Raw genomic sequence first — 26,576 nt, 5'->3', positions numbered from 1 at the left:
GCCGTCGCGAACCGTTCTTCCGGCATTGACGTTCCTCTTTGAGATTTCACCTCTAAGGCCAGCTCACTGGGGGTGAAGCCGCATGGACGGCGGGACATACCCTCACCCCCAACCATGCCTGTTACCGAAAAGTGACCTAGGCAGCCCGTTGTCGCCCCCGGAAACACGGCCTTAGTCTCACCGAAACGTCGAAGCGCGTCGACTCGGGATGCCGGACGACGCGGCGTCTGCCCGCCCGCCGGTCGGATCGACGCGAGCGAAGGGCCGCAACGACATGAGCCGTGAGACGAACCGCCGAGCCGTCCTGCGCACAGCCGCCGGCGTGGCGGGCGCCGCCTCCCTCTCACCGCTGCCCTCCGTCGGCAACGAGAACTACCAGGCCGTGTCCCAGGCACCAGCAGTAGCTCCTGCGAACTCCGGCAGACGCACTCCGGCCTCGGCGGTCCCCCGACTCGGGCCGACTCACCGGCACGGCACCCTCGTCGCGCCGGACGAGGCCTGCGGAATCGCCTTCTGGAGCCGGCCGGCCGGACCGCTGCTTGTGCGCAGGCCCCGTACGGACCCGCACCCGAAAGGCAAGGACCCGTCATGACCCATGCCCCGCACCTCTCCCGCCGAGGCCTGCTGGCCGCCGGGGCGGCCACGGCCGCACTCCCCCTGCTCGCCCCCTCCACTGCCTCAGCCGCATCCGCCGGTTCCGCCGCATCCGCCCGCGCGGCCGGGAAGGTCCGACACACGCCCTACACCTTCCGCAACGCCGAGATAGTCGGCGGCGGCTTCGTCACCGGCATCGTCTTCAACCAGAGCGAGCCCGGACTGGTGTACGCGCGCACGGACATCGGCGGCGCATACCGCCTCGACACGAAGTCCAGACGGTGGATCCCCCTCACCGACTGGATCGGCTGGGACGAGTACGGACACACCGGCATCATCAGCATCGCCACCGACGAGGTCGACCCCGACCGCGTCTATCTGGCGGCGGGCACGTACACCATGCCCGAGTGGGACCCGAGCATGGCGGCGATCCTGCGCTCGACCGACCGCGGCCGCACCTGGAAGACCACTCCCCTGCCGTTCCGGCTGGGCGGCAACATGCCCGGCCGGGGCATCGGCGAGCGGCTGGTGATCGACCCCAACCGCAACAGGATCCTCTACCTGGGCGTGCGCGGGGGCCACGGGCTGTGGCGCAGCACCGACCACGGCAAGACCTTCGCGAAGGTGACCAGTTTCCCCAACCCGGGCAACTTCGTCATCGATCCCACCGATCCCGACGGCTACAACGGCGACAACCTGGGCGTGCTGCAAGTCGTCTTCGACAAGCGCACCGGGCGCGCGGGCAGGGCCACCCGGACCCTCTACGTCACCGTCGCCGACAAGGAGAACATCCTGTACCGGTCGACCGACGCGGGAGCGACCTGGGAACGCGTCCCCGGGCAGCCCACCGGCTTCATCCCGCACCACGCGGTCTTCGACCACGTCGGCGGCTACCTGTACCTGGCGACCAGCGACACCGCCGGCCCGTACGACGGCTCCAAGGGCGACGTGTGGAAGCTGGACACCGCCACCGACACCTGGACCCGCATCAGCCCGGTCCCGTCCACCAGCGACGACAACCAGTACGGTTACAGCGGCCTGACCATCGACCGGCAGAACCCGGACACCCTGATGGTGTCCACCCAGGTCAAGTGGTACCCGGACTGCATCCTCTTCCGCTCCACCGACGGCGGCGCGAGCTGGACCCGCGCGTGGGACTCGGGCCCGAACTCCGAGCGCACCCTGCGCTATGACATCGACATCTCCGCCGCCCCCTGGCTGACCTGGAACGCCTCGCCGGCGCTGCCCGAAATGACCCCCAAGTTGGGCTGGATGATGGAGTCCGTCCAGATCGACCCCTTCGACTCCGCCCACTTCATGTACGGCACCGGCGCGACGATCTACGGCGCCGACAACCTGACCGACTGGGACAGCGGCGGCACGGTGCACCTGTCCGTACGGGCCCAGGGGCTGGAGGAAACCGCCGTCATGTGTGTGATCAGCCCACCCGTCGGCGCGGCACACCTCTTCTCCGGCGTCGGCGACGTCGGCGGCTTCCGGCACACGGATTTCCGCAAGGCGCCGAAGATGTACGACAGCCCGACCTTCGGCGGCACCCCTGCCCTGGACTACGCGGAGCTGGCGCCCCACACCCTCGTGCGGGTCGGCCACCCGACCAGCGGCTGGACCCAGCACTTCGCCGTCTCCACCGACAGCGGCGCCACCTGGACGCCGTCGGGCAGTGAGCCGTCCGGCGTCACCGGGCCCGGAGTCGAGGACCAGGCCGTCGCGATCAGCGCCGACGGCAGGCGGATCGTCTGGTCCCCGGCCGGAGCGCCGGTCAGCTGGTCCGACGACCACGGAGCGACCTGGACGGCGTCGAAGGGGCTGCCGGCCGGGGCCCCGGTGCGCTCCGACCGGGTGAACCCGGAGAAGTTCTACGCCTGTGCCTCCGGCGTCTTCTACCTCAGCACGGACGGCGGCAAGAGCTTCACGGCCACGGCGGCGACCGGTCTGCCCACCGCGGGGAACGTCCGGTTCAAGCCGGTCCCGGGCCACGAGGGCGACATCTGGCTGGCCGGCGGCACCACCAAGCCCACCACCCCCACACCGTACGGGCTGTGGCGGTCGACCGACTCCGGAACGTCGTTCACCAGGTTCGAAGCGGTGGACCAGGGCGACGTCGTCGGATTCGGCAAGGCCGCATCCGGTGCCACGTACCCCGCCGTCTACACCAGCTCCAAGATCCACGGCGTGCGCGGCATCTTCCGGTCCGACGACGCGGGCCGGACCTGGATCCGCATCAACGACGATCGGCACCAGTACGCCTGGACCGGCAACACCCTGACCGGAGACCCCCGGATCTACGGTCGCATCTACTTCGGGACGAACGGACGCGGAGTCATTTACGGCGACCCCAAGTGAGGATCGGCTGCCGGCCGCCCCGCTCCGCACCCGCCGTTCCGAAGGGGAGACCGACGTGGCCCTGCCGCCGGGGCAGGACGACCGGCTTCTCCTCTCCTGTGTGATCCCCCCACTCAGCACACATTCCGGAGGGCTGATGAGATTCCGTATCGGCTGGGCCGCGCTGCTCGCGGCGCTGGCTCTCGTCTTCACCCTGCCGAACTCGGCGGTGGCAGCGTCACAGACGTACTGGTTCAAGCACTACTCGACCGGCGGCAACGCCTCGACGTGGTACGCCAACGACAACTCCTGGGGTGTGAACTCCCCGACCGGCACCGGCTTCGTCGCCATGGTCAACGGCAAGGACTGGGGCTGGTCGTCCCCGGTGACCACGCTCCCCAAGAAGATCGGCGCCGTCAGCCCCAACAACAACACATGGTTCAGCCAGTCGGCGTGGCCGAAGTCCGGCTCGCGCTACAACGCCACGTACGACATCTTCATCGACCCCTACCCCGAGCCGAACAACCGCAACTCCAAGACCGAGCTGATGATCTGGCTCAACTGGTCCAACACCCAGCCGCTGGCGGACCGCTACGACGGGAACGGCAACGCGATCCCGACCGTGACCAACGTCAGCCTGGGCGGCCGCAGCTGGGATATCTACGATTACAGCTGGCCGAACGGCGACCACACCCTCAGCTTCCTCGACAGGAGCAGGTCCGGCTGGTGGTCCGGCAGCCTCACACCGTTCTTCGACTACGGCCTGAACAAGGGCCTCTACACCAACGACCACTACCTCAACAGCGTCATGGCCGGCTGGGAATTCGGGCCGGGTGACTACACGGCTCACTCCTGGGGCGCCGTGGGCTTCTGACGCAACTCTGCCCTTGCGCATCACCGCGCCGCACACCACCGTGCTCGCCGTCGAGTTCGACGGCGAGCACGGCCCGCACCGAGACACCGGCCCCACAGCCCGGCCACTGACCTGGAAAGGACACCATGGAGAACGAACAGCGGAGCTTCCGCTGGGGTCACGACGCCCTGCATCTCGAGTTCGTCCTCGGCGACGACGGCAGTGCCCGCCTGACGCGTCTCGGACTGCCCGGTGAAGCGGGCAGCGGCCCCGGTGCGTCCCTGCCGCTGGTCGAGGTGACGGCCGCGGGGCACGGCCGCGCCTGGTCGGGCAGCCGCCTGATCGGGACCGCTCTCGGCGAGCGGCTGCGCCACCGGTCCCACCGCTCGGCCCGCGACGGCGACTGGCACACGCTGACCGTGCATCTCCACGACCCGGAAACCGGGCTGGTCGCGGAGGTGACCTACCGGTCGCCGGACGGCATCCCCGTGCTCCGCGGCGAAGTGACCCTGCGCAACGAAGGGCAGACCACGCTGCACCTGGAATCGGTCAGCTCCCTCGCGGTGGGCTGCCTCACCCCGGCGGACCCGGCGGCCGTCGACGCCGCCGACCTGCTGTGGGCGGACAACGACTGGCTCGCCGAGTGCCGCTGGCAGCGACAGCCGATGCGGCGCACCACACCCGCCCTCAGCGGACGCGTGGAGTACGGGCACGGCAAGGCCGGCCGTGAACTGACCGGACAGGGCACTTGGTCCAGCTGCGGACACCTGCCCATGGGTGGCCTGACGGACCGGCGCACCGGCCGCACCTGGGTATGGCAGATCGAGCACAACGGCGGGGGCTGGCGCTGGGAGTGCCAGGAGCACGACCGGGCGGCCTACGTGGCGCTGTTCGGTCCCACCGACACCCACCACGGCTGGCGGCAGCCCCTGGAACCCGGCGCCGCCTTCCGCACCGTACCCGTGGCCCTGTCCTTCAGCGCCGACGGCGGCCCCGACGCCGCGTTCGCCGCACTGACCCGCTACCGACGCGCCCACCGCCGCCCGCACGCCGACCACCAACGCCTGCCCGTCATCTTCAACGACTACATGAACTGCCTGATGGGCGACCCGACCACCGACAAGCTGCTGCCCCTGATCGACGCGGCGGCCGAGGCCGGCGCCGAGTACTTCGTCATCGACGCGGGCTGGTACGACGACGATGACGGCGGCTGGTGGACCAGCGTCGGCGCCTGGGAGCCGTCCGCCTCACGTTTCCCCGGCGAGAAGGGGATCCACCAGGTACTGGACCGTATCCGCGAACGCGGCATGGTGCCCGGCCTGTGGCTGGAGCCGGAAGTCATCGGCGTCCACAGCCCGATGGCCAAGTCCCTGCCCGACGAGGCGTTCTTCCGCCGCGACGGCGTCCGCCTCACGGAGGTCGGCCGGCACCACCTGGACCTGCGCCACCCGGCCGCCCGCGCCCACCTGGACCAGGTCGTGGACCGCCTGGTCGGCGAGTGGGGCGTCGGCTACCTCAAGCTCGACCACAACATCGACCCCGGCTCCGGCACCAGCGCCGACCCCGGCGAGACCCCGGGCGCCGGCCTGCTCGGCCACAACCGGGCGCACCTGGACTGGCTCGACGGCGTCCTGGACCGCTATCCGCACCTGGTCGTGGAGAACTGCGCCTCGGGCGGCATGCGCTGGGACCACGCCCTGCTGTCGCGGCTGCAACTGCAGTCCACCAGCGACCAGCAGAATCTGCAGCTCTACGCGCCCATCGCGGCATCCGCACCCACCGCCGTCACCCCCGAGCAAGGCGCCGTGTGGGCCTATCCGCAGCCGGAGGACTCCCTCGACGAGGTCGCCTTCACCATGGCGAACGCCCTGCTCGGCCGCATCCACCTCTCCGGCCTCCTGCCGGAACTGGAGCCCGAGGCCCGCGCCCTGGTCCACGAGGCGGTCGCCGCATACAAGACCATCCGCGCCGACCTGGCGGAGGCCGTGCCGTCCTGGCCACTCGGCCTTCCTGGCTGGGACGACCCCTGGATCGCCCTGGCCCTGCACACCCCCGCCACCACCTACCTCACCGTCTGGCGCCGCCCGGGCGGTGCGGCCACCACCACCTTCCGGCTGTCCGAACGGGCGGACGGCGGCGCAGCCCGTGCCGAGGTGCTGTACCCCGCCGCACGTCAGGCCGCTGCCGTCTGGAACCCGGACACCGCCGACCTCACCGTGACCCTGCCCACCGCGCCCTCCGCGGCGCTCCTCCGCATCACGCGCACGCAGCCGGACGCTCCCTGAGCGCCGACCCTGCCGCCCACCCGACGAAAGGACGACCGAGGGTGCCCGCTCACAACCAGCCCGCCCACGCCGCCGACCCCGTGCTCCCCGGGTTCCACCCCGACCCCAGCATCTGCCGGGTCGGCGACGACTACTACCTCGCCTGCTCCAGCTTCGAGTACTTCCCCGGCGTACCCCTCTTCCACAGCCGTGACCTGGTGCACTGGCGGCAGATCGGCAACGCCCTGGACCGGCCGGAGCAGTTGCGCCTGCCGGTCTCCATGCCGTCCTCGGGCGGCATCTACGCCCCCACCCTGCGCCACCACGACGGCCGCTTCTGGCTGATCGTCACCAACTGCAGCGAGGGCGGCGGCAACCTGATCGTCACGGCCACCGACCCGGCCGGACCGTGGTCGGATCCCATCTGGGCACCGGGCGTACCGGGCATCGATCCCGACCTGGCCTGGGACGAGGACGGCACCTGCTGGTGCACCGTCGCCGGAGTCGCTCAGGTCCGCCTCGACCCGTCCACCGGACAGACGTACGGGACACCGCACAAGCTCTGGTCCGGCGGCCCCGGCGCCAAGGCCCCGGAGGCGCCGCACCTGTACCGCATCGGCGACTACTGGTACCTGCTCATCGCCGAGGGCGGCACCGAGCGCGGCCACGGCGTGTCGATCGCCCGCGGCCGTACACCCGCCGGCCCGTTCGAGCCGTGCCCGGCCAACCCGATCCTCACCCACCGCGGCACCGACCACCCCGTGCAGAACACCGGCCACGCGGACCTCGTCCAGGGACCCGACGGAGCGTGGTGGATGGTCTTCCTCGGGGTGCGACCGCGCGGCGGCACGCCCGGCTGGCACGTGCTCGGCCGGGAGACCTTCCTGGCTCCCGTGACCTGGGAGGACGGCTGGCCGGTCGTCGGCGAGGTGGCCCCGGACCCGTCCGCACTCCCCTGGCCCCTCTCCCCCGGACCCGTCCAGGAGCAGCGGGACGACTTCGATCTCACCGAGCTGCGACCGTCATGGATCTCGGTGCGGGACCGCCCCTGCGAGCTGTGCACCACCAAGGAGCGACCCGGATGGCTGACGCTCCGCGCGCGTGGCGGCTCTCTGGACGAGCCCGACGTGGTGTTCACCGGCCGCCGCCAACAGGACCTCACCTGCCGGGCACGCACCCTGGTCGACCCGGAGCAGGGGCGCGGCGGCCTCGCCGTCCGGCTGGACGAGCGGCACCACTACGCGATCGAGGCATCCGGGACGGACGTACGGGTGATCGCGCGCGTCGGCTCCCTGCGCACGGTCGTGGCCGAACTCTCCGTGCCGGCCGGGCCACTGGTCCTCGCCCTCACCATCGCGGACCCACCGCCTCCGCACGGACCGTGCACCGGACCCGACGTCGTCTCCCTCGGCGTCGAACAACCCGACGGCACGTTCACGGAGCTCGCGGCCCTCGACGGCCGCTACCTGTCGACGGAGGTCGCCGGCGGCTTCACCGGCCGCGTCATCGGCATGTACGCCGCCGAAGGCACCGTCCACTTCGACTGGTTCGACTACGAGCCCCTGGACCGCTGAGCCGACCCGCTCCCCCGCCGCACGACCCACTGAAGGCACGCACTCCCACTGAGAGACACGTCCACCGAAAGGGACGAATCATGAAGGACTTACCGCGACCCGCGCACCACCGCAGCCCCAGACCCGGCCGCCTGCCCTCCCTGCTGCTGGTGCTCGCCGTCATGCTGGGACTGGCCGGCGGCACCTCGACCGCCGCGACCGACGACACGGCGGAGCCGTCACGGTCCGCGGTCAGGGTTCCGGCCCGCGCCATGGACGCCGTCGCCGCGATGCAGCCCAGCTGGAACCTGGGCAACACCCTGGACGCCATTCCCCACGAGACGAACTGGGGCAACCCGAAGGCCACCAGGGAACTGTTCGCCACCATCCGCGGGCAAGGTTTCCGCAGCGTCCGGATCCCGGTGACCTGGTCCGACCACCAGTCCGCCACCGCCCCCTACACCGTCGACGCCGCGTACATGAGCCGCGTCAAGGAGGTCGTCGACTGGGCGCTCGACGAGGGCCTGTACGTCGTGCTCAACGTGCACCACGACTCGTGGCAGTGGATCGACGACATGCCCGCCGACCACGACGGCGTGCTGGCCCGGTTCAACTCCACCTGGACCCAGATCTCCCAGACGTTCAGGGACGAGCCGCGCACCCTGATCTTCGAGAGCGTCAACGAGCCGGTCTTCGAGAAGACCACGGCCGATCAGAAGGTCACGTTCCTGCGCGAGCTGAACACCTCCTTCCACAAGGTCGTCCGCTCCTCGGGCGGCGGGAACACCGACCGCCTGCTCATGCTGCCCACGGAGGCGTGCACGCCCTCCCAGAACCTCATGGACGACCTGTACACCACGATCAAGTCGCTGAACGACCGCAATCTCGTCGCCACCGTGCACTACTACAGCTGGTACCCGTTCAGTGTGAACGTCGCGGGCGGCACCCACTACGACGACAAAGCCCAGAACGACCTCAACGACGCCTTCGCCCGGATGCGCGACACCTTTGTCGCCAGGGGCATCCCCGTCTACCTCGGTGAGTACGGCCTGCTCGGCTATCCCGACACCAACCATCCCTCCCGCGTCGAGCGGGGCGAGGCGCTGAAGTACTACGAGCACCTCGGACACGCGGCGCGCTCCGTCGGTGTCACCACCGCGCTGTGGGATCCCGGAACGTGGGCCTACCTGAACCGGGAGACCCAGAAGTGGTCGGATCCCGCCCTGTTCGCCTGGATCAAGTCGAGCTGGACCACCCGTTCGGGAACGGCCTCCTTCGACAAGGTCTTCGTGCCGAAGTCGGAGCCGATCACGGCCAAGGGGCTCACGCTGCACCCGAACGGCACCCGGTTCCGTGGCCTGTGGCACGGCAGGACCAAGCTCGTCGAGGGACGGGACTACACCCTCTTCGACAAGACCAGGCTCGTCCTCACGGCCGGCGCGCTGACCCGGCTGACGGGCGACCGCGAGTACGGGGTGAACGCCACGCTCCAGGCCCGGTTCTCCCGCGGACTGCCCTGGCAGATCGAGGTGGTCACCTACGACGAGCCGGTGCTGTCCGACGCCACGGGCAGGACCGACGCGTTCACCATCCCCACCCAGTACCGGGGTGACGTCCTGGCCACCATGGAGGCCAGGTACGGCGACGGCAGCAACGCCGGCCAGACCGACTGGACTCCGTACCAGGAGTTCAACAAGTCCTTCTCGCCGGACTACGGGAAGGACACGATCATCCTGCAGCCCGAGTTCCTGGACGCGCTGCGCGACGGTGAACCGGTGACACTGACCTTCCACTTCTACAGCGGCGAAAAGCTCATGTACCACGTCAAGAAGTCCGGGGACTCGGTCACGGGCTCTCGCGTCACTCCGGCCTCCTGACCGGCCGGAGACAGTCACTTCCGTGCACTCCCTGTGGCAACGCAGGCAGTGCCGTTGAGGGTGTAGGAGCTCGGCGGGGCGGTGTTGCCGGTGTGGGATGCCTGGAAGCCGATGTCGACCGACGCGCCCGGAGCGATGGTGGCGTTGTGGGAGGCGTTCCTGGCCGTAACCCGTCCCGAGGCGACCGAGTAGTCCGCGTTCCAGCCGGAGGTGATGGTCTGGCCGTCGGGCAGGGTGAAGCCAAGGGACCAGCCCTCGATCGCGGCCGTGCCGGTGTTGGCGATGGTGATGTTCGACGTCAGGCCGGTGTTCCACGCGCTGACGGTGCTGGTGACCCGGCAGGACGCCGTCCCCGGCGGCGGGTTGGAGGTCTGGAACTGGGTGAAGAACTTCCAGACCTCTCCCGGCAGCCACGTCCTGGAGCCGCTGTCACCGGGGGCCCCGTCCTGGGGTGCGGCGATGTGTCCTTCGTCGAACGCGGCCCAGGCGACCGGATGCCCGGCCGAGCATCCCGAGTAGGCGGTGACCCGGTGCGTCAGGCTGCCCTGCGCGGGCTCGGGCGGGTTCTGGGGGGTGCAGCCGTTGTTCCTGACGAACCTGTCCCGCATCGCCCGTCCGCCGGAGATGCCGAGGACGCTGTCCCTGAGGCCGTGCACTCCGAGGTAGGCGATCGGCTGGGTGCCGCCGCTGCATCCGCTGAGCTGTCCGCCGCTCTGGACCGCGACCGCCCGGAAGACCGTCGCGCGGGAACACGCGAGGGCGTACGACATGGCGGCGCCGTAGCTGAATCCCAGCGCGAAACGCTGTGTGGTGTCGACGCACAGGTCCGTCTCGATCCGCCTGAGCATGTCGTCGACGAAGGTGACGTCCTCGCCGCCGGTGTTGGCCCAGCCGTTGTTGAGACCTTGGGGTGCGACGAAGATGGTGCTGTTGTTCGCCAGTCGCTGGAGGCCGTAGTAGGCCCAGGTGCCCGTTTCCACGGTGCGGCCCGTGGCGACGTCGGTGGAGGTGCCGCCCAGCCAGTGGAATCCCAGGACCAGCCGGTAGGCGCGGTTGCGGTCGTAGCCGTCCGGGATCCGCAGGATGAAGCTCCGGTTCTTGCCATCGCTCTGGATCGTGTGCGTACCGCTCGTCAGGGTGGGCGCTTTGCCGCATCCGGGGGTTGTGGCAGCGGTGCCGACGCGTGCGGCAGCCGTATCGGAGGCCGTGAGTGGGGTGTTCTCGCCCCGGCCGAGGCCCAGTGCGGTGCCGCCCGTGCTCAGGACGACCAGCACCGCGACGAGGGCGGGCCATAAGAGGGACCTTGTCCTTGCCATCATGCGACTGCCCTTCTGCAAGGTCGCGAGGACGTGCCTCACCGCCGGTTACCGCGCCGCCGTCACGGTGCTGCTGGGGGTGAACTGCCACCAGTTCATGTTGAGCAGGTAGCCGCTGCCGCCGGTGAACCGCAGATAGAGGTCCTGGGTTCCTACCGCGCCGGCGACCGGGCAGGTCACCGTCGTCCAGCTCTGCCAGCCCCCGGTGTTCGGCACACCGCACCGGCCCACGACCGTCCCGCTCGGCGAACCCAGGCGCAGTTCGACGGTGCCGCCGCCGCTGCCCGAGGCCACGCGCGCGGTGAAGGAGGACGCGCCCGGCCCGAAGGCCACGCCCTTGACCTTGATGTAGTCGCCGTTGTCGATCCAGCCGATGTTCATTCCGCCTTCGCCGGCCGGTTCCGTCTCGATCCCGGATCCCCAGGCGATCGTCTCGGCCTCCTGGCGTGCGTACGGGTTGAGCGTGCCGACCTGGGGGGCACCCGTGTTCGTCATGTTGATCGTCGGGATCGTGCCGTCGGCGTTGTAGGAGAACTTCTCCACCGCGACCGAGCGGGTGAAGCCGCCGCCGCCCGGGAGCGCGCCGTTGTGGTAGAAGAAGTACGAACTGCCTCTGAAGTCCACGATCCCGGGGTGGTTGGTGAAGCTGCTGCCCTGTGTGGGCATGACCGTCCCGCGGTAGGTCCAGGGCCCGGTCGGCCCGGGCGCCGTGGAGTAGGCGATGAACTCCGAGCAGCACTTGGCCGCGAAGACCATGTAGTACAGGCCGTTGCGCTTGTAGACCCAGGGCCCCTCCTCGTACAGCGTGGGACGGTTGGGGTCACCGGTGCGGGTGCCGAATCCCGCGGTGGTGAGCGGGATCCTGGTGACGCCGCCCGAGTAGGAGGTCATGTCGGCGTTCAGCCTGACGTACGACAGGTTCGGGTTGCCCCAGTACAGGTAGGCCTGGCCGTCGTCGTCGATGAAGACGGTCGGGTCGATCTCGCCGTTCTCCACCAGCGGTCGGCCGAGGGCGTCCCGGAACGGGCCGGTGGGGCTGTCCGACACCGCCACACCGATGGCCATGCGGCCGGTCGCCCGGTTCTTCACGGGTACGTACCAGTAGAACCGGCCGTTGCGCTCCACGGTCTGTCCCGCCCACGCGTCGGCGGACGCCCAGCTGAAGGTGGCCAGGCTGAGCGGGGAGCCGTGGTCGGTCCAGTTGACCATGTCGGCGGAGGACCACACCCGCCAGTCCTTCATGGTGAAGTAGGTGGAGCCGTCCTCGTCGTGCCCGGTGTAGAGGTAGACCCGTCCGTTGTGGACCAGCGGGGCCGGGTCGGCGGTGTAGACGTGCTGCACGATGGGGTTGTCGGCCCGGGCCGCGGTGGGCTGTACCGCGGCGGGAACAACGGCGAAGGCCAGCAGGAGGCCCAGGGTCCAGGCGACCGCCCGGGTGAGTCCGGTGCTGGTGGTGGGTGACGGCCGAGCCGGGATCATCGTGGCCTCCGGGGGACGCTGACGGACGCATGAGCCGTTGACGGGTGCGCTGAGTCCCTCACGTGCGGGTCCACTTCTGGTTGGCCTGGCCGTTGCAGGTCCACAGGACCAGCGGCGTCCCATTGGCGGTGCCGGCCCCGCTGGCGTCGAGGCACAGCCCGGCGTGGACGTTGCGGATCGACCCGTCGGAGCCGACGGTCCACTTCTGGTTGTTCTGGCCGTTGCAGGGCCAGGTGACGACCCGGGTGCCGTTGGCGGTGCCCTGGTTGTAGGCGTCCAGGCACTTGTCGCCGAAGACGCGGATCTCACCGCCGGCCCACGTGGTCCACAGCTGGTTGGCGGCCGTGTGGCAGTCCCAGAGCAGTACCGTGGCCCCGGCCGCGGTGGAGGCGTTGTCCACGTCCAGGCAGCGGCCGGACGCGGTGCCGCGCAGCCGAGAGGTGGTGGCGGCCAGCGGGCTGCCCCCGCTCACCCGGAAGACGGCCACGCCGTGCGCGGGGACACTCGCCGAGATCTGCCCGGACGTGCTGGACGTGCCGCCGGTCCACAGGTCGGTGAGGGTGAACGGTCCGCCGGACAGACCGACTTGTGCGGCCGTGGTGGTGACCGTCGCCGTTCCGCCTCCCCGGTTGAACAGGCCCACCGCGACCGAGCCGTCGGACAGGGGCTTGGCGAACACCTCTGTGCTGCCGTCGTCTCGCACCCTGCGTCCGCCCGCGCCCAGCGAGTCCTGGTTCACCGCCAGCAGACGCGGGTTGCGCAGGATCGCACTCACGTCCGCCGACATCGTCCGGATGTCGTTGCCGGCCATGAGAGGGGCGCCCATCAGCGACCACAGGGCGAAGTGGGAGCGGGACTCGGTCAGTGACAGGCCGGGGCGGCCGACGACCAGCATGTCGGGGTCGTTCCAGTGCCCCGGACCCGACTGCGCGGCCAGCGGCGCGGTGACGTCCAGGACGTTGCCGACGCCCATCGGGTAGCTGTTGGTGTTGTTGTTCTGCCAGATGTCGAGCAGATCCTCGGTCGTCCGCCACAGGTCGGCGACCTCGCCCCAGTTGTACTTGTCGCCGGTGGGGGCGTGGAAGCTGTTGGGGTTGATGCTGTAGACGATCGGACGTCCGGTGGCGCGCAGAGCGTCGCGCATGATGGTGAACCGTGCGATCTGCTCGCTGAGGGTGCCGCTGCCGGAGCACCAGTCGTACTTGAGATAGTCCACGCCCCACGAGGCGAACGTGGCAGCGTCCTGAGCCTCGTGGCCCTTGCTGCCCGTGGCGCCCGGGTAGGTGCCCACGCCTTGCGCGCAGGTCTTTTCGTTGGGCGCTTGGTAGATGCCGAACTTCAGGCCCTTGCTGTGGATGTAGTCCCCGAGCGCCTTCATCCCGCTGGGGAACTTGGTCGGATTGGCCCGCAGGTTGCCCGCCGCGTCGCGCTGCGGGTCGAACCAGCAGTCGTCGACGACGACGTACTGGTAGCCCGCCTCCTTCATACCCGAGGAGACCATCGCGTCGGCGGCCTGGCGGACCTGCGCCTCAGTGATCCCGCACCCGAAGCTGTTCCAGCTGTTCCAGCCCAGTGGCGGGGTGAGCGCGGGGCTGCCCGGCGCGGCCTCGGCGGTCGTGCCGGCGGAGGCGGTGACGCAGGCGGTGAGCGTCAGTGCGGTGGCCGCGAGGAGGCGGATCAGGCGTCCGCATGAGCGTCTGGGCACCAAGGGGCTCCTTAAATGTCAAGTCCATGACATAGCGGGTTCGAAATTTCGTGACCTATTCGGCAACTCAAGGCCTCACGGATATTAGAGAGACCTTCGAGCATGTCAATACCTACTACTGAAAGGCCTTTAACACCTGGCAACGAAGGGGACTGAGGCCGGCATATAGGAATTTTCCATACAATCGACCTCCCGAGACATGGGATCAGAGGTTCCGAATGTTTCGAAGCTACCAGCGATTGGTGCGAGAGGTATTGACGGGCTACACCGGCCTCCTATCATCCAGGGTGCTCGGCAAGTCGATCCATGTTCGAGATCGCGTACATAGCACAGCCGCTCCGCATGAACCGAGCAAGGCACCTCCGGGCAACTCCAACCATCACGGCTGGACCGCAGAAGGAGAACGCCACACGTGCGAATGTCATGGACTCATCAACCCTGGTCTCGTCGTCGCGCACTGACGGCAACCGCCGGCCTGGCCGCCGGTGCCCTGCTTCCTCCGGCCGCGGCCGCCTACACGAACCCGGTGATCTGGCAGGACTTCGCGGACATCGACGTCATCCGCGTCGGTAACGCCTTCTACGCCTCGGCCTCGACGATGCACTACTCGCCGGGCGCACCCGTCCTGCGGTCGTACGACCTGGTGAACTGGGAGATCGCCGGTCACTCCGTGCCCGTGCTCGACTTCGGCGCCAAGTACGACCTGAACGGTGCCCGCGGCTACGTCAGAGGGATCTGGGCGTCGTCACTGGCCTACCGGCCGAGCAACAGGACCTTCTACTGGCTCGGTCAGATCGACTTCGCCCGGACGTACGTCTACACCGCCACCGCCGCCGAGGGGCCGTGGAACAGGCTGACGACGATCAGCACCCCCTACTACGACGCGGGGCTGCTCGTCGACAGCGACGACACCCTCTACGTGGCGTACGGCAACACCACCATCAGCGTGGCCCAGCTCTCGCCCGACGGCCGCACCCAGGTCCGCACCCGGCAGGTGTTCACGACACCGTCGAGCGTCGGCACCCTCGAAGGCTCCCGGTTCTACAAGATCAACGGGCAGTACTACATCTTCCTGACCCGCCCCGCGAACGGCCAGTACATCCTCAAGTCGTCGAGCGGCCCCTTCGGTCCGTACACGATGCGGCAGGTCCTCCTCGATCTGCGCGGGCCGATCCCCGGCGGTGGCGTCCCGCACCAGGGCGGGCTGGTGCAGACGCAGAGCGGTGCCTGGTACTACCTGGCCTTCGTCGACGCGTACCCCGGCGGCCGGATGCCCGCCCTGGCGCCGGTCACCTGGACCTCGGACGGCTGGCCCGTCGTGCAACTCGTCGACGGTGCGTGGGGCACCTCGTATCCCAGCCCGGCCGTGCCCACTCCACCCCGCCAGGTCACCCCCATGATCGGCGTCGACACCTTCGACGGCACGAGCCTGAAGCCGAGGTGGGAGTGGAACCACAACCCGGACAACACGAAGTGGTCGGCCGGCAACGGCCTCACCCTGCGGACCGCGACCGTCACCAACGACCTGTACTGGGCCCGCAACACCCTCACGCACCGCATCCAAGGGCCCACCTCCACCGCCACGGTCCAGCTCGACCACTCCGCGATGCGGGACGGCGACCGGGCCGGACTCGCGCTGCTGCGTGACTCCTCCGCCTGGATCGGTGTCAAGCGCGACGGCGGCGCGACGCGGGTGGTGATGGTCAACGGGCTGACGATGGACGGCAACTGGAACACCACCGGCACCGGCACCGAGGTCGCGAGCGCGCCCGTCGCCGGCGGCCGCATCTGGCTGCGCGCGACCGCGGACATCCGCCCCGGCAGCGCGCGCCCCGGCACCTTCTCCTACAGCACCGACGGCAGCACCTTCACCCGCCTCGGGCCCGCCTTCTCCATGGGCAACGACTGGCGGTTCTTCATGGGCTACCGATTCGCCCTCTTCAACCACGCCACGCAGGCACTCGGCGGCGCGGTCCGCATCACGCGGTTCGAGCTGTCCACGCCCTGAGCGATCGGAGGATCGCACACCCAACCCCCCACCCCGCATGAGGAGAACCATGAACCCGCTGAAACGACTCGGCCGTCGCCGAGCCTCGGTGTTAGCCCTCCTGGCCACGGTCGCCCTCGTGACGCCGGGGACCGCGACCGGCGCACCCGACGACGTCAAGGCCTCCACTCTGGGCGCCCAAGCCGCCCAGTCCGGGCGCTACTTCGGAACAGCCGTGGCCGCCGGACGGCTCGGCGACGGCACGTACACGAGGATCCTGGACCGTGAGTTCAACTCGGTCACGCCCGAGAACGAGATGAAGTGGGACGCGACCGAGCGATCCCGCGGGCAGTTCACCTTCGGCGCCGCCGACCAGATCGTCAACCGCGCGGCGGCCCGCGGTCAGCGCCTGCGCGGCCACACCCTGGTCTGGCACTCCCAACTGCCCGGCTGGGTCGGCTCCATCAGGGACGCGAACACCCTGCGCGGCGTGATGAACAACCACATCACCACCGTGATGAACCGCTACAAGGGCCGGATCCACTCCTGGGACGTGGTCAACGAGGCCTTCGCGGACGGCGGCAGCGGCCAGATGCGCAGCTCCGTCTTCCGGGACGTGCTGGGCACCGGCTTCGTCGAGCAGGCCTTCCGCACGGCTCGGTCGGCCGACCCGGCGGCCAAGCTCTGCTACAACGACTACAACATCGAGAACTGGAGCGACGCCAAGACCCAGGGCGTCTACCGCATGGTGCGCGACTTCAAGTCGCGCGGTGTGCCGATCGACTGCGTCGGCCTCCAGGCCCACTTCGGCGCCGGCGGCCCGCCCGCCAGCTTCCAGACGACGCTGTCGAACTTCGCCGCCCTCGGAGTGGACGTCCAGATCACCGAGCTGGACATCGCGCAGGCGTCGCCGACCGCGTACGCGAACACGGTCAGGGCCTGCATGAACGTCGCGCGCTGCACCGGCATCACGGTCTGGGGCATCCGCGACAGCGACTCCTGGCGGGCCTCGGAGAACCCGCTGCTGTTCGACCGCAACGGCAACAAGAAGCCCGCGTACAACGCGGCGCTGACGACGCTGGGCGGCACGCCCGCCGCCACCCGCAGCACGCCCGCCGCCACCAACGGCACGCCCGCCGCCGCGCGCAAGGCCGGCAACGCCGCTGCTCTGCCCAACCGTTTCTCGTGGAGTTCCAGCGGCCCGCTGATCTCGCCGAAGTCGGACGCCACTCACAACATCGCCGGGATCAAGGACCCGACGGTCGTCCACTACAACGGCAAGTACCACGTGTTCGCCAGCACCGCCAGCTCCTCCGGCTACAACCTGGTCTACCTGAATTTCAGTGACTGGTCCCAGGCCGGCTCGGCCACGCACCACTACCTCGACCGCAGCGCCATCGGCCGTGGGTACCGGGCCGCACCGCAGGTCTTCTACTACGCGCCGCAACGCCTGTGGTACCTCGTGTACCAGACCGGCAACGCCTCGTACTCCACCAATCCCGACATCAGCAACCCGAACGGGTGGAGCGCGCCGCGCAACTTCTACTCGTCGATGCCGGACATCATCCGGCAGAACATCGGCAACGGCCACTGGGTCGACATGTGGGTGATCTGCGACAGCGCCAACTGCTACCTGTTCTCCTCGGACGACAACGGACACCTGTACCGCTCGCAGACGACCGTCGGCCAGTTCCCGAACGGGTTCACCAACACCGTCATCGCGGCCCGGGACTCCAAGTACGCCCTGTTCGAAGCGAGCAACGTGTACAAGGTGCAGGGCAGTAACCAGTACCTGCTGCTCGTCGAGGCGATCGGATCGGACGGCCGACGCTACTTCCGCTCCTGGACGTCGGGCAGCCTGGCCGGTTCCTGGACGCCCCTGGCCGCGTCCGAGAGCAACCCGTTCGCGCGGGCGAACAACGTCTCCTTCCCCTCGGGCGCGTGGACCCGGGACATCAGTCACGGCGAGATGATCCGTGCCGGCTACGACCAGACACTGACCATTCCCGCCTGCCGGCTCCAGTACCTCTACCAGGGCATGAACCCCAACGCGGGCGGCGACTACAACCTCCTCCCGTGGCGGCTCGGCCTCCTGACCCAGACCAACTCGACCTGCTGACCGACTGTGCCTGGGGAGCGCTCCCGGTGGGAGCGCTCCCCAGGCTCACCGCCGACCTTCGGACGCATCCCCGTCAGAAAGCCGAGGTAATGTCATGCGCCGCAGACTCCTCGCCCTGGTGGCAGCCCTCTCCTCGCTGCCGCTGGCGCTCACCGCCGCCCCCTCCGCCCACGCGGCCGACCCGACGACCATGACCAACGGGTTCTACGCGGACCCCGACTCCAGCGCGAAGCGGTGGGTCGCCGCCAACCCCGGTGACGGCCGGACGCCCGCGATCAACGCCTCCATCGCCAACACCCCGACGGCCCGCTGGTTCGGCTCCTGGAGCGGCACCATCGGCACCGCCACCGGCGCGTACGCGGGCGCCGCGGACGCCCGGGACAAGCTGCCCATCCTCGTCGCCTACAACATCTACAACCGCGACTACTGCGGCGGGCACTCCGCGGGCGGAGCGTCTTCGCCGTCCGCCTACGCGAACTGGATCTCCCAGTTCGCGGGCGGGATCGGCGGCCGGCCGGCCGTCGTCATCCTCGAACCGGACTCCCTCGGGGACTACGGCTGCATGAACCAGGCCCAGATCGACGAACGCAGGGGCATGCTCACCGGCGCGCTCGCGGCGTTCAACCGTCAGGCCCCCAACACCTGGGTCTACATGGACGCCGGCAACCCGGCCTGGGCGAGCCCGGCGACCATGGCCCGGCGCCTTCACGAAGCGGGCCTGCGACAGGCCCACGGCTTCTCGCTCAACGTCTCCAACTACCTGACGACGGCCGAGAACACCGCGTACGGCGCCGCCGTCAACAGGGAACTCAGCGCCCGGTACGGCTACACCAAGCCGTTCGTCGTGGACACCAGCCGCAACGGCAACGGCTCCAACGGCCAGTGGTGCAACCCTTCAGGCCGCCGTATCGGCACCCCCACCCAGCTGGGCGGAGGCGCCGAGATGCTCTTGTGGATCAAGGTCCCGGGCGAGTCCGACGGCAACTGCGGCGTGGGCACCGGCTCCTCGGCCGGGCAGTTCCTCCCGGAGGTCGCCTACAAGATGATCTACGGCTACTGATCCGGGGCCGCCGCCCACGGCATCCTCATCGCCTCCCGACGGTCGCGGCCCAGCCGAATCTGCCGAGGGACCTTGCCGGGCCTTGCCAAGCTTGTCCGGCTCGGTCCCGAGGAGGGGAGCGCAGTCGAAGCGCTTCACCACCGCTGCGAGGCTGAGTGGACGTCCATGGGCGCACAAGGGTCGGTTCCAAGATTCCTGCGAGGTCTGGGGTGGTCTCCCCCTGGGTCCGCGAGCTGCGACGATGTTGGTCTCTCGAAGATCCCCCGCCTGGGCATCGCGGCCTTGCGACGAGTAGGGCTGCTCCGAGCGCCGCGGAGCGGAGGCCGATCTAGTCTGGAAGCAGCCGCTGGAAACCAGCCCTGACGGGCACGGCTGTCCGGAGGAGGCGTGGCGCGTGGAGATGACCGGCAAGCAGGACGCGCCCACTGCCGTTGCCGTGGTGGACCCGGAGGGCTTGGTGAGCGGCTGGAGCGAGGGGGGCAGGCTCCTGCTGGGCTGGACGGCGAAGGACACCATCGGGCGCCCCGTGACCGACTTGCTGGTCGATCCCCCGCCACCCGGCTTCCCCAAGGGTTACGGCGTCGGTCCCGATCCGACGGGGTCCATCCCCCTGCGCCACCGGGACGGTTCCACGGTGGACGCCGTGGTGACGGCTCACCCGCTGCTCGGCCCCGACGGGCGGGCGCTGGGCCACGTGGTGACCATTCAGCGGTGGGGACGCCGCCCGGTGGTCGCCGACCGGGCCTTCGAACAGAGCCCCTTCGCTCTGGGCGTCTACGACCCCGATCTGCGGTTCCTGTGGATCAACGCCTCCTCGGCCCGGGTGATCGCGCACTCCGAGGAGCAAGTGCTCGGCAAGAAGTACCGCGAGGTGCTTCCCGAATTCGACCGCACGCTGTTTCCCGAAAGGGACGACAAGCCCTACACCGACGCGCTCGCCCAAGTGGCGAGGACGGGTGAGCCCACGCGTCTGATCACCGTCTTCCGCCCGCGCGGCAGCGACTACGCCAATGCCTGGGCCACCAGCATCTGGCCAGTCCGAGACGCCGAGGGCAGGGTCCGCGCGATCGCCAACTGGGGATTCGACATGAGCGCCGAGTACTGGGCTCGGCAGCGCCTGCTCCTCCTCAACGAGGCCAGCGGCGGCATCGGCCGGACCCTGGACGTGATCGGCACCGCCCAGGAACTGGCCATGACCCCGGTGCCGGGGTTCGTCGACCTCGTCACCGTGGATCTCTTCGACGAGGTGCTGCGCGGAGAGGAACCGCCCTCCGCGTCCGCGTTCACCCCCGGCGAGACCATCGTGCTCAGCCGTGCCGCGCAGCACAGCGCCAAGGGGGACACCAACAGCGCTCCCGGGCCCACGACGCCGGTCAGCCACACTCCCGGTTCCGTCGCCGCCCGCTGCATGGCCACCGGCAGGTCCACGGTCCAGCTCGCGGCTGGACCCGGCCAGGGCGGCGAATGGGCCTTCGGACCCGGACTCGCCGCCGACCCGGCCCACTGGCCACCGGGCAACCCGTTGATCGACGAGTCCCTTGCCGCGGAGGGGATGACCGGCCGGATCACCGTGCCGCTCCGGGCGCGCGGCGCGCTGCTCGGGGTCGTCGCCTTCTCCCGCCTGGACCGGCCCGAGGCCTTCACCGCCGATGACCTGATCCTCGCCGAAGAGCTGACCGCCAAGGCAGCCGTTGCCATCGACAACGCCCGCCGGTACTCGCGCGAGCGCACGACCGCGCTGACCCTGCAACGCACCCTGCTGCCGCAGGGGCTGCCCAACCAGGAGGCGGTCGAGGTGGCGTCCCGCTACCTGCCCGGCGGGACCGGCACGGAAGTGGGCGGTGACTGGTTCGACGTCATCCCGCTGTCCGGCGCCCGGGTCGCCCTGGTCGTCGGCGATGTCGTCGGCCACGGCCTGCACGCCTCGGCCAGCATGGGGCGGCTGCGCACGGCGGTCCGCACCCTCGCCGACGTCGACCTGCCGCCGGACGAGCTGCTGACCCACCTGGACGACCTGGTCCTCCACCTCGCCAGCGACCTCCAGCCCGCCGGCCACTTCCAGCCCGCCGGCGAGTCCGGTGCCACCTGCCTGTACACCGTCTACGACCCCGTCTCCCGACGCTTCACGCTGGCGAGCGCCGGCCACCCCCTGCCGCTGATCATCTCCCCGGACGGCACGAGGACACCCGTCACCGCGCAGCCCGGACCGCCGCTCGGGATCGGTGGGCTGCCTTTCGAGGCCACCGAGCTCGAGCTGCCCGAGGGCAGCCTGCTCGCCCTCTACACCGACGGACTGGTGGAGAGCCGCGAGCGCGACGTCGACCAGCGGATCACCGAACTGCAGCGAGCCCTGAACCCCTCGGCCACCTCGCTGGAGGCCCTGTGCGACACGGTGATGGACGCCATGCTCCCCGATCGCCGCACCGACGACGCCGCCCTGCTGCTGGCTCGCACGCACGCGCTGGCTCGCCACCACGTCGCCGACTGGGACGTCGAGCCCGACCACGCGCAGGTGCCCGTCGCCAGGAAGTTCGCCGTCGACCAGGTGGACGCCTGGGGCCTGGAGGAGGCGGCGTTCGTCACCGAGCTGGTCGTCAGCGAGCTGGTCACCAACGCCATCAGATACGGCGAGCCGCCGATCAGGCTGCGGCTGATTCGCGACACTTCCCTGATCTGCGAGGTTTCCGACGCCAGCAACACCGCTCCGCACATGCGCCGGGCCCGCGCCTTCGACGAGGGCGGCCGAGGACTGTTGCTCGTCGCCCAGCTCACCGAGGGGTGGGGCACCCGGCACACGACCAACGGCAAGACCATCTGGTGCGCTCAGCCCCTCCCCCAGCCGGAGCGGCACTGACGCGCATGCGCCGGGTCACGGGCGAGAGCTGTCCTCCACCTTCTCGAAGAAGAACTCGTGCTTGAGGAAGGAGACGTCGTACTCGTGACCGGACTGAGGCGGCAGCAACTGGGCGGCCTGGAACAGGCGCCACCCGTCGTGCAGCGCGGCAAGCCCGGTGGGATAGGGCGGCTCGTCGCTGTCACCGGTCGTCGGACGGGTCCGGCCGGTCCCGTCGTACCGGGACCAGCCGACGACGTCGGAGTCCAGAGCCGACGTCGCGAGATAGAGGACCAGAACCTGCTGCCTCATGCGTGACTCCTCAAGGTCGGCCGGTTGCTGACGCGCGTGACCCAGTAGTCGACGTCGAACGAGTCGTCACCGGTCAGGGCCCGCCACAGGAGGACCCGGTTGTAGATCTCCAGTCGGGCCGTGGCCCACTCGTACCAGGGGAAGTGCGTGTTGAGTTCCGCGGTCACCGCAGGGTCGTGCAGGTCGGAGACGTCCCACAGCCGCACCTGCGGCACGGTCGGGTTGAGGCGGAGCTTGTACATGTAGCGACGGCCCGCGGTGTCGTTGCGGCGGCCACTGTGCCAGATGCCGTGGTGCACGAGGACGACCGTGCCCGCCGGGCAGGTCAGACGGGTCTGCCCCCTGAGGTTCTGGACGCGGCCGACGTCCGTCTCGTTGATCCTGCGCAGGTGGCTTCCGGGCACACTGAGGGTGCCGCCCATCTCGGCGGTCACCTCGTGCGGGTAGTACATGAGCTGGATGTCGAACGCGTCCGGCCGCACGTCGATGATCGCGTCTCCGTGGAGCGGCTGCGCCTGTCCCTCGTGCGGCTCGCGCACATGCACCGCATGGTGGTCGACGGTCGGCTCGGGGCCGACCAGGCTCTCGACAGCGCCCGCGACGACCGGCAGGGCGAGCAGCTCGTGGACGAAGGTGTCCTGCGCGAACGCCCCGCCCAGCGGAGTGCCGTAGGACACTGCCGGCAGGCCCTCGGTCAAGGCCGCGACGGCCCGTTCATTGATTTCCTGCGGCACCACCCCGTCCAGGCGCAGGAATCCCTGCGCGACGAAGCGCGCCACCTGAACCGATGTCAGGAGTTGCTTGCTGGTTGACATGCGACGAACGTACGTGCCCTGTCCGGGCCGGTCGTGGGCTGAAATCGTCCAGTGCTGGTAATTTTCCGTCCTCGTGAAACACGTGACACTGCGGCTCGACGAGGCGCCCACCGTGGTCGATGCCGGCATCGGGGTGCACGGCGTCTCCACCGCCCACGACGTCTTCCGGCTGCCCGACCTGTGGCAGCTGCACCTCTACAACTACGAGGGTGCTCTGTCCCTCGGGCAGTCGGTCCACCCCATACGCCCCGGCCACGTCAGCCTGGTGCCGCCGAACACGGAGGTGCACTTTCACTACCGGGGCAGGTCGGAGCATTTCTACGTCCATCTGCGGCTGCACGAGGGCGGAACCACGCGGGTGGTGCCGGTGATGCGGGACGCCGGGGCCGAGAGCACCCGTCTGGCCGATCTGCTCCGGCACGCCGTGACGGCCATGCCGACTTCTCCCCGGCGAGCCACGGCCGAGGTCTGGACCGCTCTGTGGCGCATCGCCGAGTTGCCGAGGGACGACGGAGCGGGGCACCGCCACCCCTTCGTGGCAGCCGCCCAGGCCTACATCGAGGAACACCTGGCCGGCCCGCTGTCCGTACCGGACGTCGCTCGCGCCGTCGGGATCTCCCACACACACCTGACGCGCGTGTTCCGTGCCGAAGCCGGCCTCACGGTCGTGGCGTACATCCGGCACCGACGCCTGCAACGCGCCCGCCACCTCCTGTTGTCCTCCACCCTGTCCATCACCGCCATCGCCGCGGCCGTGGGCATCGCCGATCTCCAGGCCTTCAACAAGGCCTGCCGCCGTGAACTCGGCGCGAGCCCCCGTGACGTACGTGCGGCTGCCCCTGCGGGGCTGGACGGTCCTGGACCGGTACGCCGGCGGAGTTGATCGCCGTGCCGACGCACGCGGGCGTCGGACGCCTTTTGACTCCCGTATGGGGTTCCGTTCCCTGAGCGTTCAGCCGGTGATCCCTGTCGGTGTCGTGTGTGCTTTCTAGGGTCCATGAGGCTTTCCGAAAGAAGGGGCTCATGGACTCACAGCTCGCGATCCGGGCTCGCGGCATCACCAAGTGCTTCGGCGACGTCGTCGCGCTCGACGGCGTCGACCTGCATGTGACGCAGGGACAGATCCACGGCCTGGTCGGTCCGAACGGGGCCGGGAAGACGACCCTGCTCGGCCTCCTTCTCGGCCTGGCCGTGGCGGACAGCGGACGTTTGGAGATCCTCGGCACGCCGGTGGGCCGGGCGTTCGAAGCACCCGGCGGTGTCGCCGGGTTCCTGGACGGGCCGGGGCTGTACCCCTCGCTCACCGCCCGGCAGAACCTCGCCGCGCTCGCCGCTCTGCGGGGCGACGACACGCGGTCGGCCGGGATCGACGACGCACTCGAGCAGGTGGGGCTCGCGGACGTCGCCGAAGACCGCACCCGCGGCTTCTCCCTGGGCATGCGTCAACGGCTCGGCCTCGCCGCGGCCCTGCTCAGCACACCGCGGCTGCTGGTCCTGGACGAGCCCTGCAACGGCCTGGACCCGGCCGGGAAGAAGCACGTCCACGGTGTTCTCACCCGGCTCGCGCGGGAGGGGACGAGCGTCGTGCTCTCCAGCCACCGCATGGACGACCTGGAGGCCCTGTGTTCCGAGGTCACCATCCTCGCGACCGGGCGGATCGTCTTCTCCGGGCCGCTGGGCAAGTTGGCCGCCGAGAACCGTGAACTCGACTACCGGTTGGTCACGTCCGACCCGGAGCGCGCACGCCGGCTGGCCGCCGGCGCGCCGGGAATCCACCTGCCCGACGACGCCACGGGAGGCCAGGGCGGGGCGGTGCTCGTGGTGCGCGCACTGGTGCCCGCCCTCGACGACCTGGTGGTGCGGCTCGTCCGCGACGGCATCGCGCTGCGCGAACTCCGCCCGGTCTTCTCCCCGTTGGAGGCGGCCTTCCTGGCCCTGACCGAGCAGCAGAAGACCGACGCCGAGCACCAGGAGACCGGTCGATGACCGCAACCACGACCCCGACCCCGCGCCCCACCCCCACCGCCGCGCCCGCCACGCCCGCCGCGCAAGCGCACACCACCGCAGCGGGCGTCACAGTTGCCCGAAGCTACCGTTTCGAAGTCGTCAAGCTCCTCTCCCAGTGGCGGATCCGCCTCCTGCTCCTGGCCTGCTGGATCGCGCCGGCGCTCTTCGTGGCCGGGGTGAGCGCGCAGAGCACGCTGCCCACCGACACCCTCTTCGGCCGCTGGATGCACGCCACCGGGTGGGCCGGGCCGCTGGTGACGCTGGGTTTCGCCGGCACCTGGGCGCTTCCGCTGCTCACCTCCGTCGTCGCCGGGGACGTGTTCGCCTCCGAGGACCGGCTCGGCACCTGGCGCCACCTCCTCGTCGCCGTCCGCTCACCCCGCCGGATCTTCGCGGCGAAGGCACTGGCCGGTCTCACCGTCATCCTGCTGCTCGTGGCCGGGCTGCCCGTCTCCAGCACGGTCGGCGGGCTGCTGGCCGTCGGCGATCGGCCCCTGGTCGGCCTCGACGGTCATCTGCTCGCGCCGGGGGACGCCGCCGGCACGGTCCTGCTCGCCTGGGCCTGTGTGCTCGCCCCGGCCCTGGCCCTCGCCGGAATCGGGCTCCTCGGGTCGGTCGTACTCGGGCGCTCCCCGATGGGTCTGCTGCTGCCCGCGATCGTCGCGCCGGCGATGCAGCTCGCCCAGATGCTGCCGCTCCCCGTCGCCGTACGCCTCGCCCTGCCCGGCGACGCCTTCCTCACCTGGAACGGCCTGTTCACCAGCCCGGCACAGCTCACGCCGCTCCTCATCGGCATCGTTGTCAGTCTCCTGTGGGCCCTGACGGCCACGGCGCTGGCCTATGTCCTCTTCCTGCGGCGCGACTTCACCAACCCCACCGACGACGGCTCGGCGCGCCGCGCCGTCACCACGGCGGCCCTGCCGCTCGCGGGGCTGCTCGGCGTGACGGTCGCGGTCGTGGCGGCGACGACCACGGCCACCGGCTCCGGGATCGAGCAGGCCAAGGTGCAGCACTCGCTCGCCACCGAGTTCGCCCACCTGTACCGCCTGCAGACCGACCAGCTCCACCGGCCCGCTGTCACCGAGGCGCAGTTGAGGACCGGGGCGGCGTGCACCAAGGCCGGTGTCCAGGACGGCGCCCAGGGGCCGGGCAACGACTGGCGGTGCGTCGTCTCCTGGCACCTGCCGGGCGTCGCGGCCACCGGGTCGGCGGTCTACCAGCTCGACATCACGGCAGACGGGCGCTTCGTCGCCGACGGCGACGGACCGAAGGAAGTGAACGGCTACTTCCTGGTGCGGACTCCGAGCGGAGACGCACCGAACCCGCTGTGGCAGTTCGACGGCAACGTCGACCTCCTCGCCACCTCACCGGAGTCGCCGACTCCCTGAACTCTTCCTCTCCGCCCCCCCGATGCCCTCCGGGCCCCCCGGACCCTCTACGGCCACCCCCCGAACTCGCC

At 70.0% G+C, this 26,576-nt stretch carries 18 protein-coding genes; 13 read left to right on the top strand and 5 right to left on the bottom strand.

Translation table 11 applies throughout. From position 1 onward, the window contains the following. Positions 1 to 274: 274 nt before the first annotated feature. From GTY47_RS03210 to GTY47_RS03185, 6 genes are all read left to right on the top strand, one after another. On the top strand, positions 275 to 592 hold the full coding sequence (locus GTY47_RS03210) for a hypothetical protein (RefSeq protein WP_158688402.1): 318 nt from the start codon (positions 275 to 277) through the stop codon (positions 590 to 592). Further along, positions 589 to 2,958 (top strand): sialidase family protein, encoded by a 2,370-nt coding sequence (locus GTY47_RS03205; RefSeq protein ID WP_010038467.1) that lies wholly within the window; start codon positions 589 to 591, stop codon positions 2,956 to 2,958. Before GTY47_RS03210 ends, GTY47_RS03205 begins: the two co-directional genes overlap by 4 nt. A gap of 136 nt (positions 2,959 to 3,094) precedes the next feature. Further along, on the top strand, positions 3,095 to 3,811 hold the full coding sequence (locus GTY47_RS03200; protein WP_029181075.1) for a cellulase B precursor: 717 nt from the start codon (positions 3,095 to 3,097) through the stop codon (positions 3,809 to 3,811). Between the two features lie 125 nt (positions 3,812 to 3,936). Next, positions 3,937 to 6,075, top strand: coding sequence for a glycoside hydrolase family 36 protein (locus GTY47_RS03195; protein ID WP_010038462.1), 2,139 nt, complete (start codon positions 3,937 to 3,939; stop codon positions 6,073 to 6,075). 41 nt (positions 6,076 to 6,116) lie between these two features. Then, positions 6,117 to 7,628, top strand: coding sequence for a glycoside hydrolase family 43 protein (locus GTY47_RS03190; protein WP_010038458.1), 1,512 nt, complete (start codon positions 6,117 to 6,119; stop codon positions 7,626 to 7,628). Between the two features lie 80 nt (positions 7,629 to 7,708). After that, positions 7,709 to 9,484: a cellulase family glycosylhydrolase gene (locus GTY47_RS03185; RefSeq protein WP_010038457.1), complete on the top strand. Its 1,776-nt coding sequence runs from the start codon at positions 7,709 to 7,711 to the stop codon at positions 9,482 to 9,484. 14 nt (positions 9,485 to 9,498) lie between these two features. Here the strand turns inward: GTY47_RS03185 and GTY47_RS03180 are convergent, their stop codons facing one another. From GTY47_RS03180 to GTY47_RS03170, 3 genes are read right to left on the bottom strand one after another with little or no spacing between them, the layout of a single operon-like run. Continuing rightward, a complete protein-coding gene (locus GTY47_RS03180) occupies positions 9,499 to 10,803 on the bottom strand; it encodes a cellulose binding domain-containing protein (protein WP_231911205.1) in 1,305 nt (434 codons plus the stop codon). 45 nt (positions 10,804 to 10,848) lie between these two features. After that, on the bottom strand, positions 10,849 to 12,279 hold the full coding sequence (locus GTY47_RS03175; protein WP_010038455.1) for a glycoside hydrolase family 43 protein: 1,431 nt from the start codon (positions 12,277 to 12,279) through the stop codon (positions 10,849 to 10,851). 58 nt (positions 12,280 to 12,337) lie between these two features. Continuing rightward, a complete protein-coding gene (locus GTY47_RS03170; protein WP_029181073.1) occupies positions 12,338 to 13,984 on the bottom strand; it encodes a ricin-type beta-trefoil lectin domain protein in 1,647 nt (548 codons plus the stop codon). Between the two features lie 418 nt (positions 13,985 to 14,402). Here GTY47_RS03170 and GTY47_RS03165 point away from each other — a divergent pair, with 418 nt between their 5' ends. The 4 genes from GTY47_RS03165 (at position 14,403) to GTY47_RS03150 (ending at position 22,004) form a co-directional block, all read left to right on the top strand. Further along, positions 14,403 to 15,992: a glycoside hydrolase 43 family protein gene (locus GTY47_RS03165; RefSeq protein ID WP_173937432.1), complete on the top strand. Its 1,590-nt coding sequence runs from the start codon at positions 14,403 to 14,405 to the stop codon at positions 15,990 to 15,992. 49 nt (positions 15,993 to 16,041) lie between these two features. Then, the gene (locus GTY47_RS03160; protein WP_010038446.1) at positions 16,042 to 18,090 is read left to right on the top strand and encodes a non-reducing end alpha-L-arabinofuranosidase family hydrolase; all 2,049 of its coding nucleotides are present in this window, start codon (positions 16,042 to 16,044) and stop codon (positions 18,088 to 18,090) included. A gap of 94 nt (positions 18,091 to 18,184) precedes the next feature. Then, positions 18,185 to 19,150, top strand: a complete 966-nt coding sequence (locus GTY47_RS03155) for a glycoside hydrolase family 6 protein (RefSeq protein WP_010038444.1) — start codon at positions 18,185 to 18,187, stop codon at positions 19,148 to 19,150. 400 nt (positions 19,151 to 19,550) lie between these two features. After that, the gene (locus tag GTY47_RS03150) at positions 19,551 to 22,004 is read left to right on the top strand and encodes a SpoIIE family protein phosphatase (RefSeq protein WP_040902990.1); all 2,454 of its coding nucleotides are present in this window, start codon (positions 19,551 to 19,553) and stop codon (positions 22,002 to 22,004) included. A gap of 15 nt (positions 22,005 to 22,019) precedes the next feature. Here the strand turns inward: GTY47_RS03150 and GTY47_RS03145 are convergent, their stop codons facing one another. Continuing rightward, the gene (locus GTY47_RS03145; RefSeq protein WP_010038437.1) at positions 22,020 to 22,295 is read right to left on the bottom strand and encodes a hypothetical protein; all 276 of its coding nucleotides are present in this window, start codon (positions 22,293 to 22,295) and stop codon (positions 22,020 to 22,022) included. After that, positions 22,292 to 23,110 carry a phytanoyl-CoA dioxygenase family protein gene (locus GTY47_RS03140; RefSeq protein ID WP_029181071.1) on the bottom strand — a complete coding sequence of 273 codons (819 nt, stop codon included), beginning with the start codon at positions 23,108 to 23,110 and terminating at the stop codon, positions 22,292 to 22,294. The genes GTY47_RS03145 and GTY47_RS03140 overlap by 4 nt, the downstream gene beginning before the upstream one ends. An 82-nt stretch (positions 23,111 to 23,192) precedes the next feature. Between GTY47_RS03140 and GTY47_RS03135 the strand changes: the two genes are divergently transcribed. The 3 genes from GTY47_RS03135 (at position 23,193) to GTY47_RS03125 (ending at position 26,505) form a co-directional block, all read left to right on the top strand. Next, entirely contained in the window at positions 23,193 to 23,993 is an 801-nt protein-coding gene (locus GTY47_RS03135) for an AraC family transcriptional regulator (protein WP_078602797.1), read from the top strand. A gap of 140 nt (positions 23,994 to 24,133) precedes the next feature. Next, the gene (locus GTY47_RS03130) at positions 24,134 to 25,096 is read left to right on the top strand and encodes an ABC transporter ATP-binding protein (protein WP_010038434.1); all 963 of its coding nucleotides are present in this window, start codon (positions 24,134 to 24,136) and stop codon (positions 25,094 to 25,096) included. After that, a complete protein-coding gene (locus GTY47_RS03125) occupies positions 25,093 to 26,505 on the top strand; it encodes an ABC transporter permease (RefSeq protein WP_010038433.1) in 1,413 nt (470 codons plus the stop codon). The genes GTY47_RS03130 and GTY47_RS03125 overlap by 4 nt, the downstream gene beginning before the upstream one ends. Positions 26,506 to 26,576 lie beyond the last annotated feature (71 nt).

Origin of the sequence: Streptomyces sp. SID5464, from assembly GCF_009862985.1 — a bacterium.
In the GTDB taxonomy this organism is placed as follows: domain Bacteria; phylum Actinomycetota; class Actinomycetes; order Streptomycetales; family Streptomycetaceae; genus Streptomyces; species Streptomyces chartreusis_D.
This window is presented reverse-complemented; position numbering and strand designations above follow the sequence as displayed.

What these genes read in the sequence shown, in the direction of transcription:
- GTY47_RS03140 (WP_029181071.1), bottom strand. Translation starts at nt 23,110, where the DNA reads ATGTCAACCAGCAAGCAACTCCTGACATCGGTTCAGGTGGCGCGCTTC.
- GTY47_RS03160 (WP_010038446.1), top strand. Translation starts at nt 16,042, where the DNA reads ATGAACCCGCTGAAACGACTCGGCCGTCGCCGAGCCTCGGTGTTAGCC.
- GTY47_RS03200 (WP_029181075.1), top strand. Translation starts at nt 3,095, where the DNA reads ATGAGATTCCGTATCGGCTGGGCCGCGCTGCTCGCGGCGCTGGCTCTC.
- GTY47_RS03165 (WP_173937432.1), top strand. Translation starts at nt 14,403, where the DNA reads ATGTCATGGACTCATCAACCCTGGTCTCGTCGTCGCGCACTGACGGCA.
- GTY47_RS03130 (WP_010038434.1), top strand. Translation starts at nt 24,134, where the DNA reads ATGGACTCACAGCTCGCGATCCGGGCTCGCGGCATCACCAAGTGCTTC.
- GTY47_RS03150 (WP_040902990.1), top strand. Translation starts at nt 19,551, where the DNA reads ATGACCGGCAAGCAGGACGCGCCCACTGCCGTTGCCGTGGTGGACCCG.
- GTY47_RS03205 (WP_010038467.1), top strand. Translation starts at nt 589, where the DNA reads ATGACCCATGCCCCGCACCTCTCCCGCCGAGGCCTGCTGGCCGCCGGG.
- GTY47_RS03210 (WP_158688402.1), top strand. Translation starts at nt 275, where the DNA reads ATGAGCCGTGAGACGAACCGCCGAGCCGTCCTGCGCACAGCCGCCGGC.
- GTY47_RS03125 (WP_010038433.1), top strand. Translation starts at nt 25,093, where the DNA reads ATGACCGCAACCACGACCCCGACCCCGCGCCCCACCCCCACCGCCGCG.
- GTY47_RS03195 (WP_010038462.1), top strand. Translation starts at nt 3,937, where the DNA reads ATGGAGAACGAACAGCGGAGCTTCCGCTGGGGTCACGACGCCCTGCAT.
- GTY47_RS03145 (WP_010038437.1), bottom strand. Translation starts at nt 22,295, where the DNA reads ATGAGGCAGCAGGTTCTGGTCCTCTATCTCGCGACGTCGGCTCTGGAC.
- GTY47_RS03180 (WP_231911205.1), bottom strand. Translation starts at nt 10,803, where the DNA reads ATGATGGCAAGGACAAGGTCCCTCTTATGGCCCGCCCTCGTCGCGGTG.
- GTY47_RS03175 (WP_010038455.1), bottom strand. Translation starts at nt 12,279, where the DNA reads ATGATCCCGGCTCGGCCGTCACCCACCACCAGCACCGGACTCACCCGG.
- GTY47_RS03185 (WP_010038457.1), top strand. Translation starts at nt 7,709, where the DNA reads ATGAAGGACTTACCGCGACCCGCGCACCACCGCAGCCCCAGACCCGGC.
- GTY47_RS03155 (WP_010038444.1), top strand. Translation starts at nt 18,185, where the DNA reads ATGCGCCGCAGACTCCTCGCCCTGGTGGCAGCCCTCTCCTCGCTGCCG.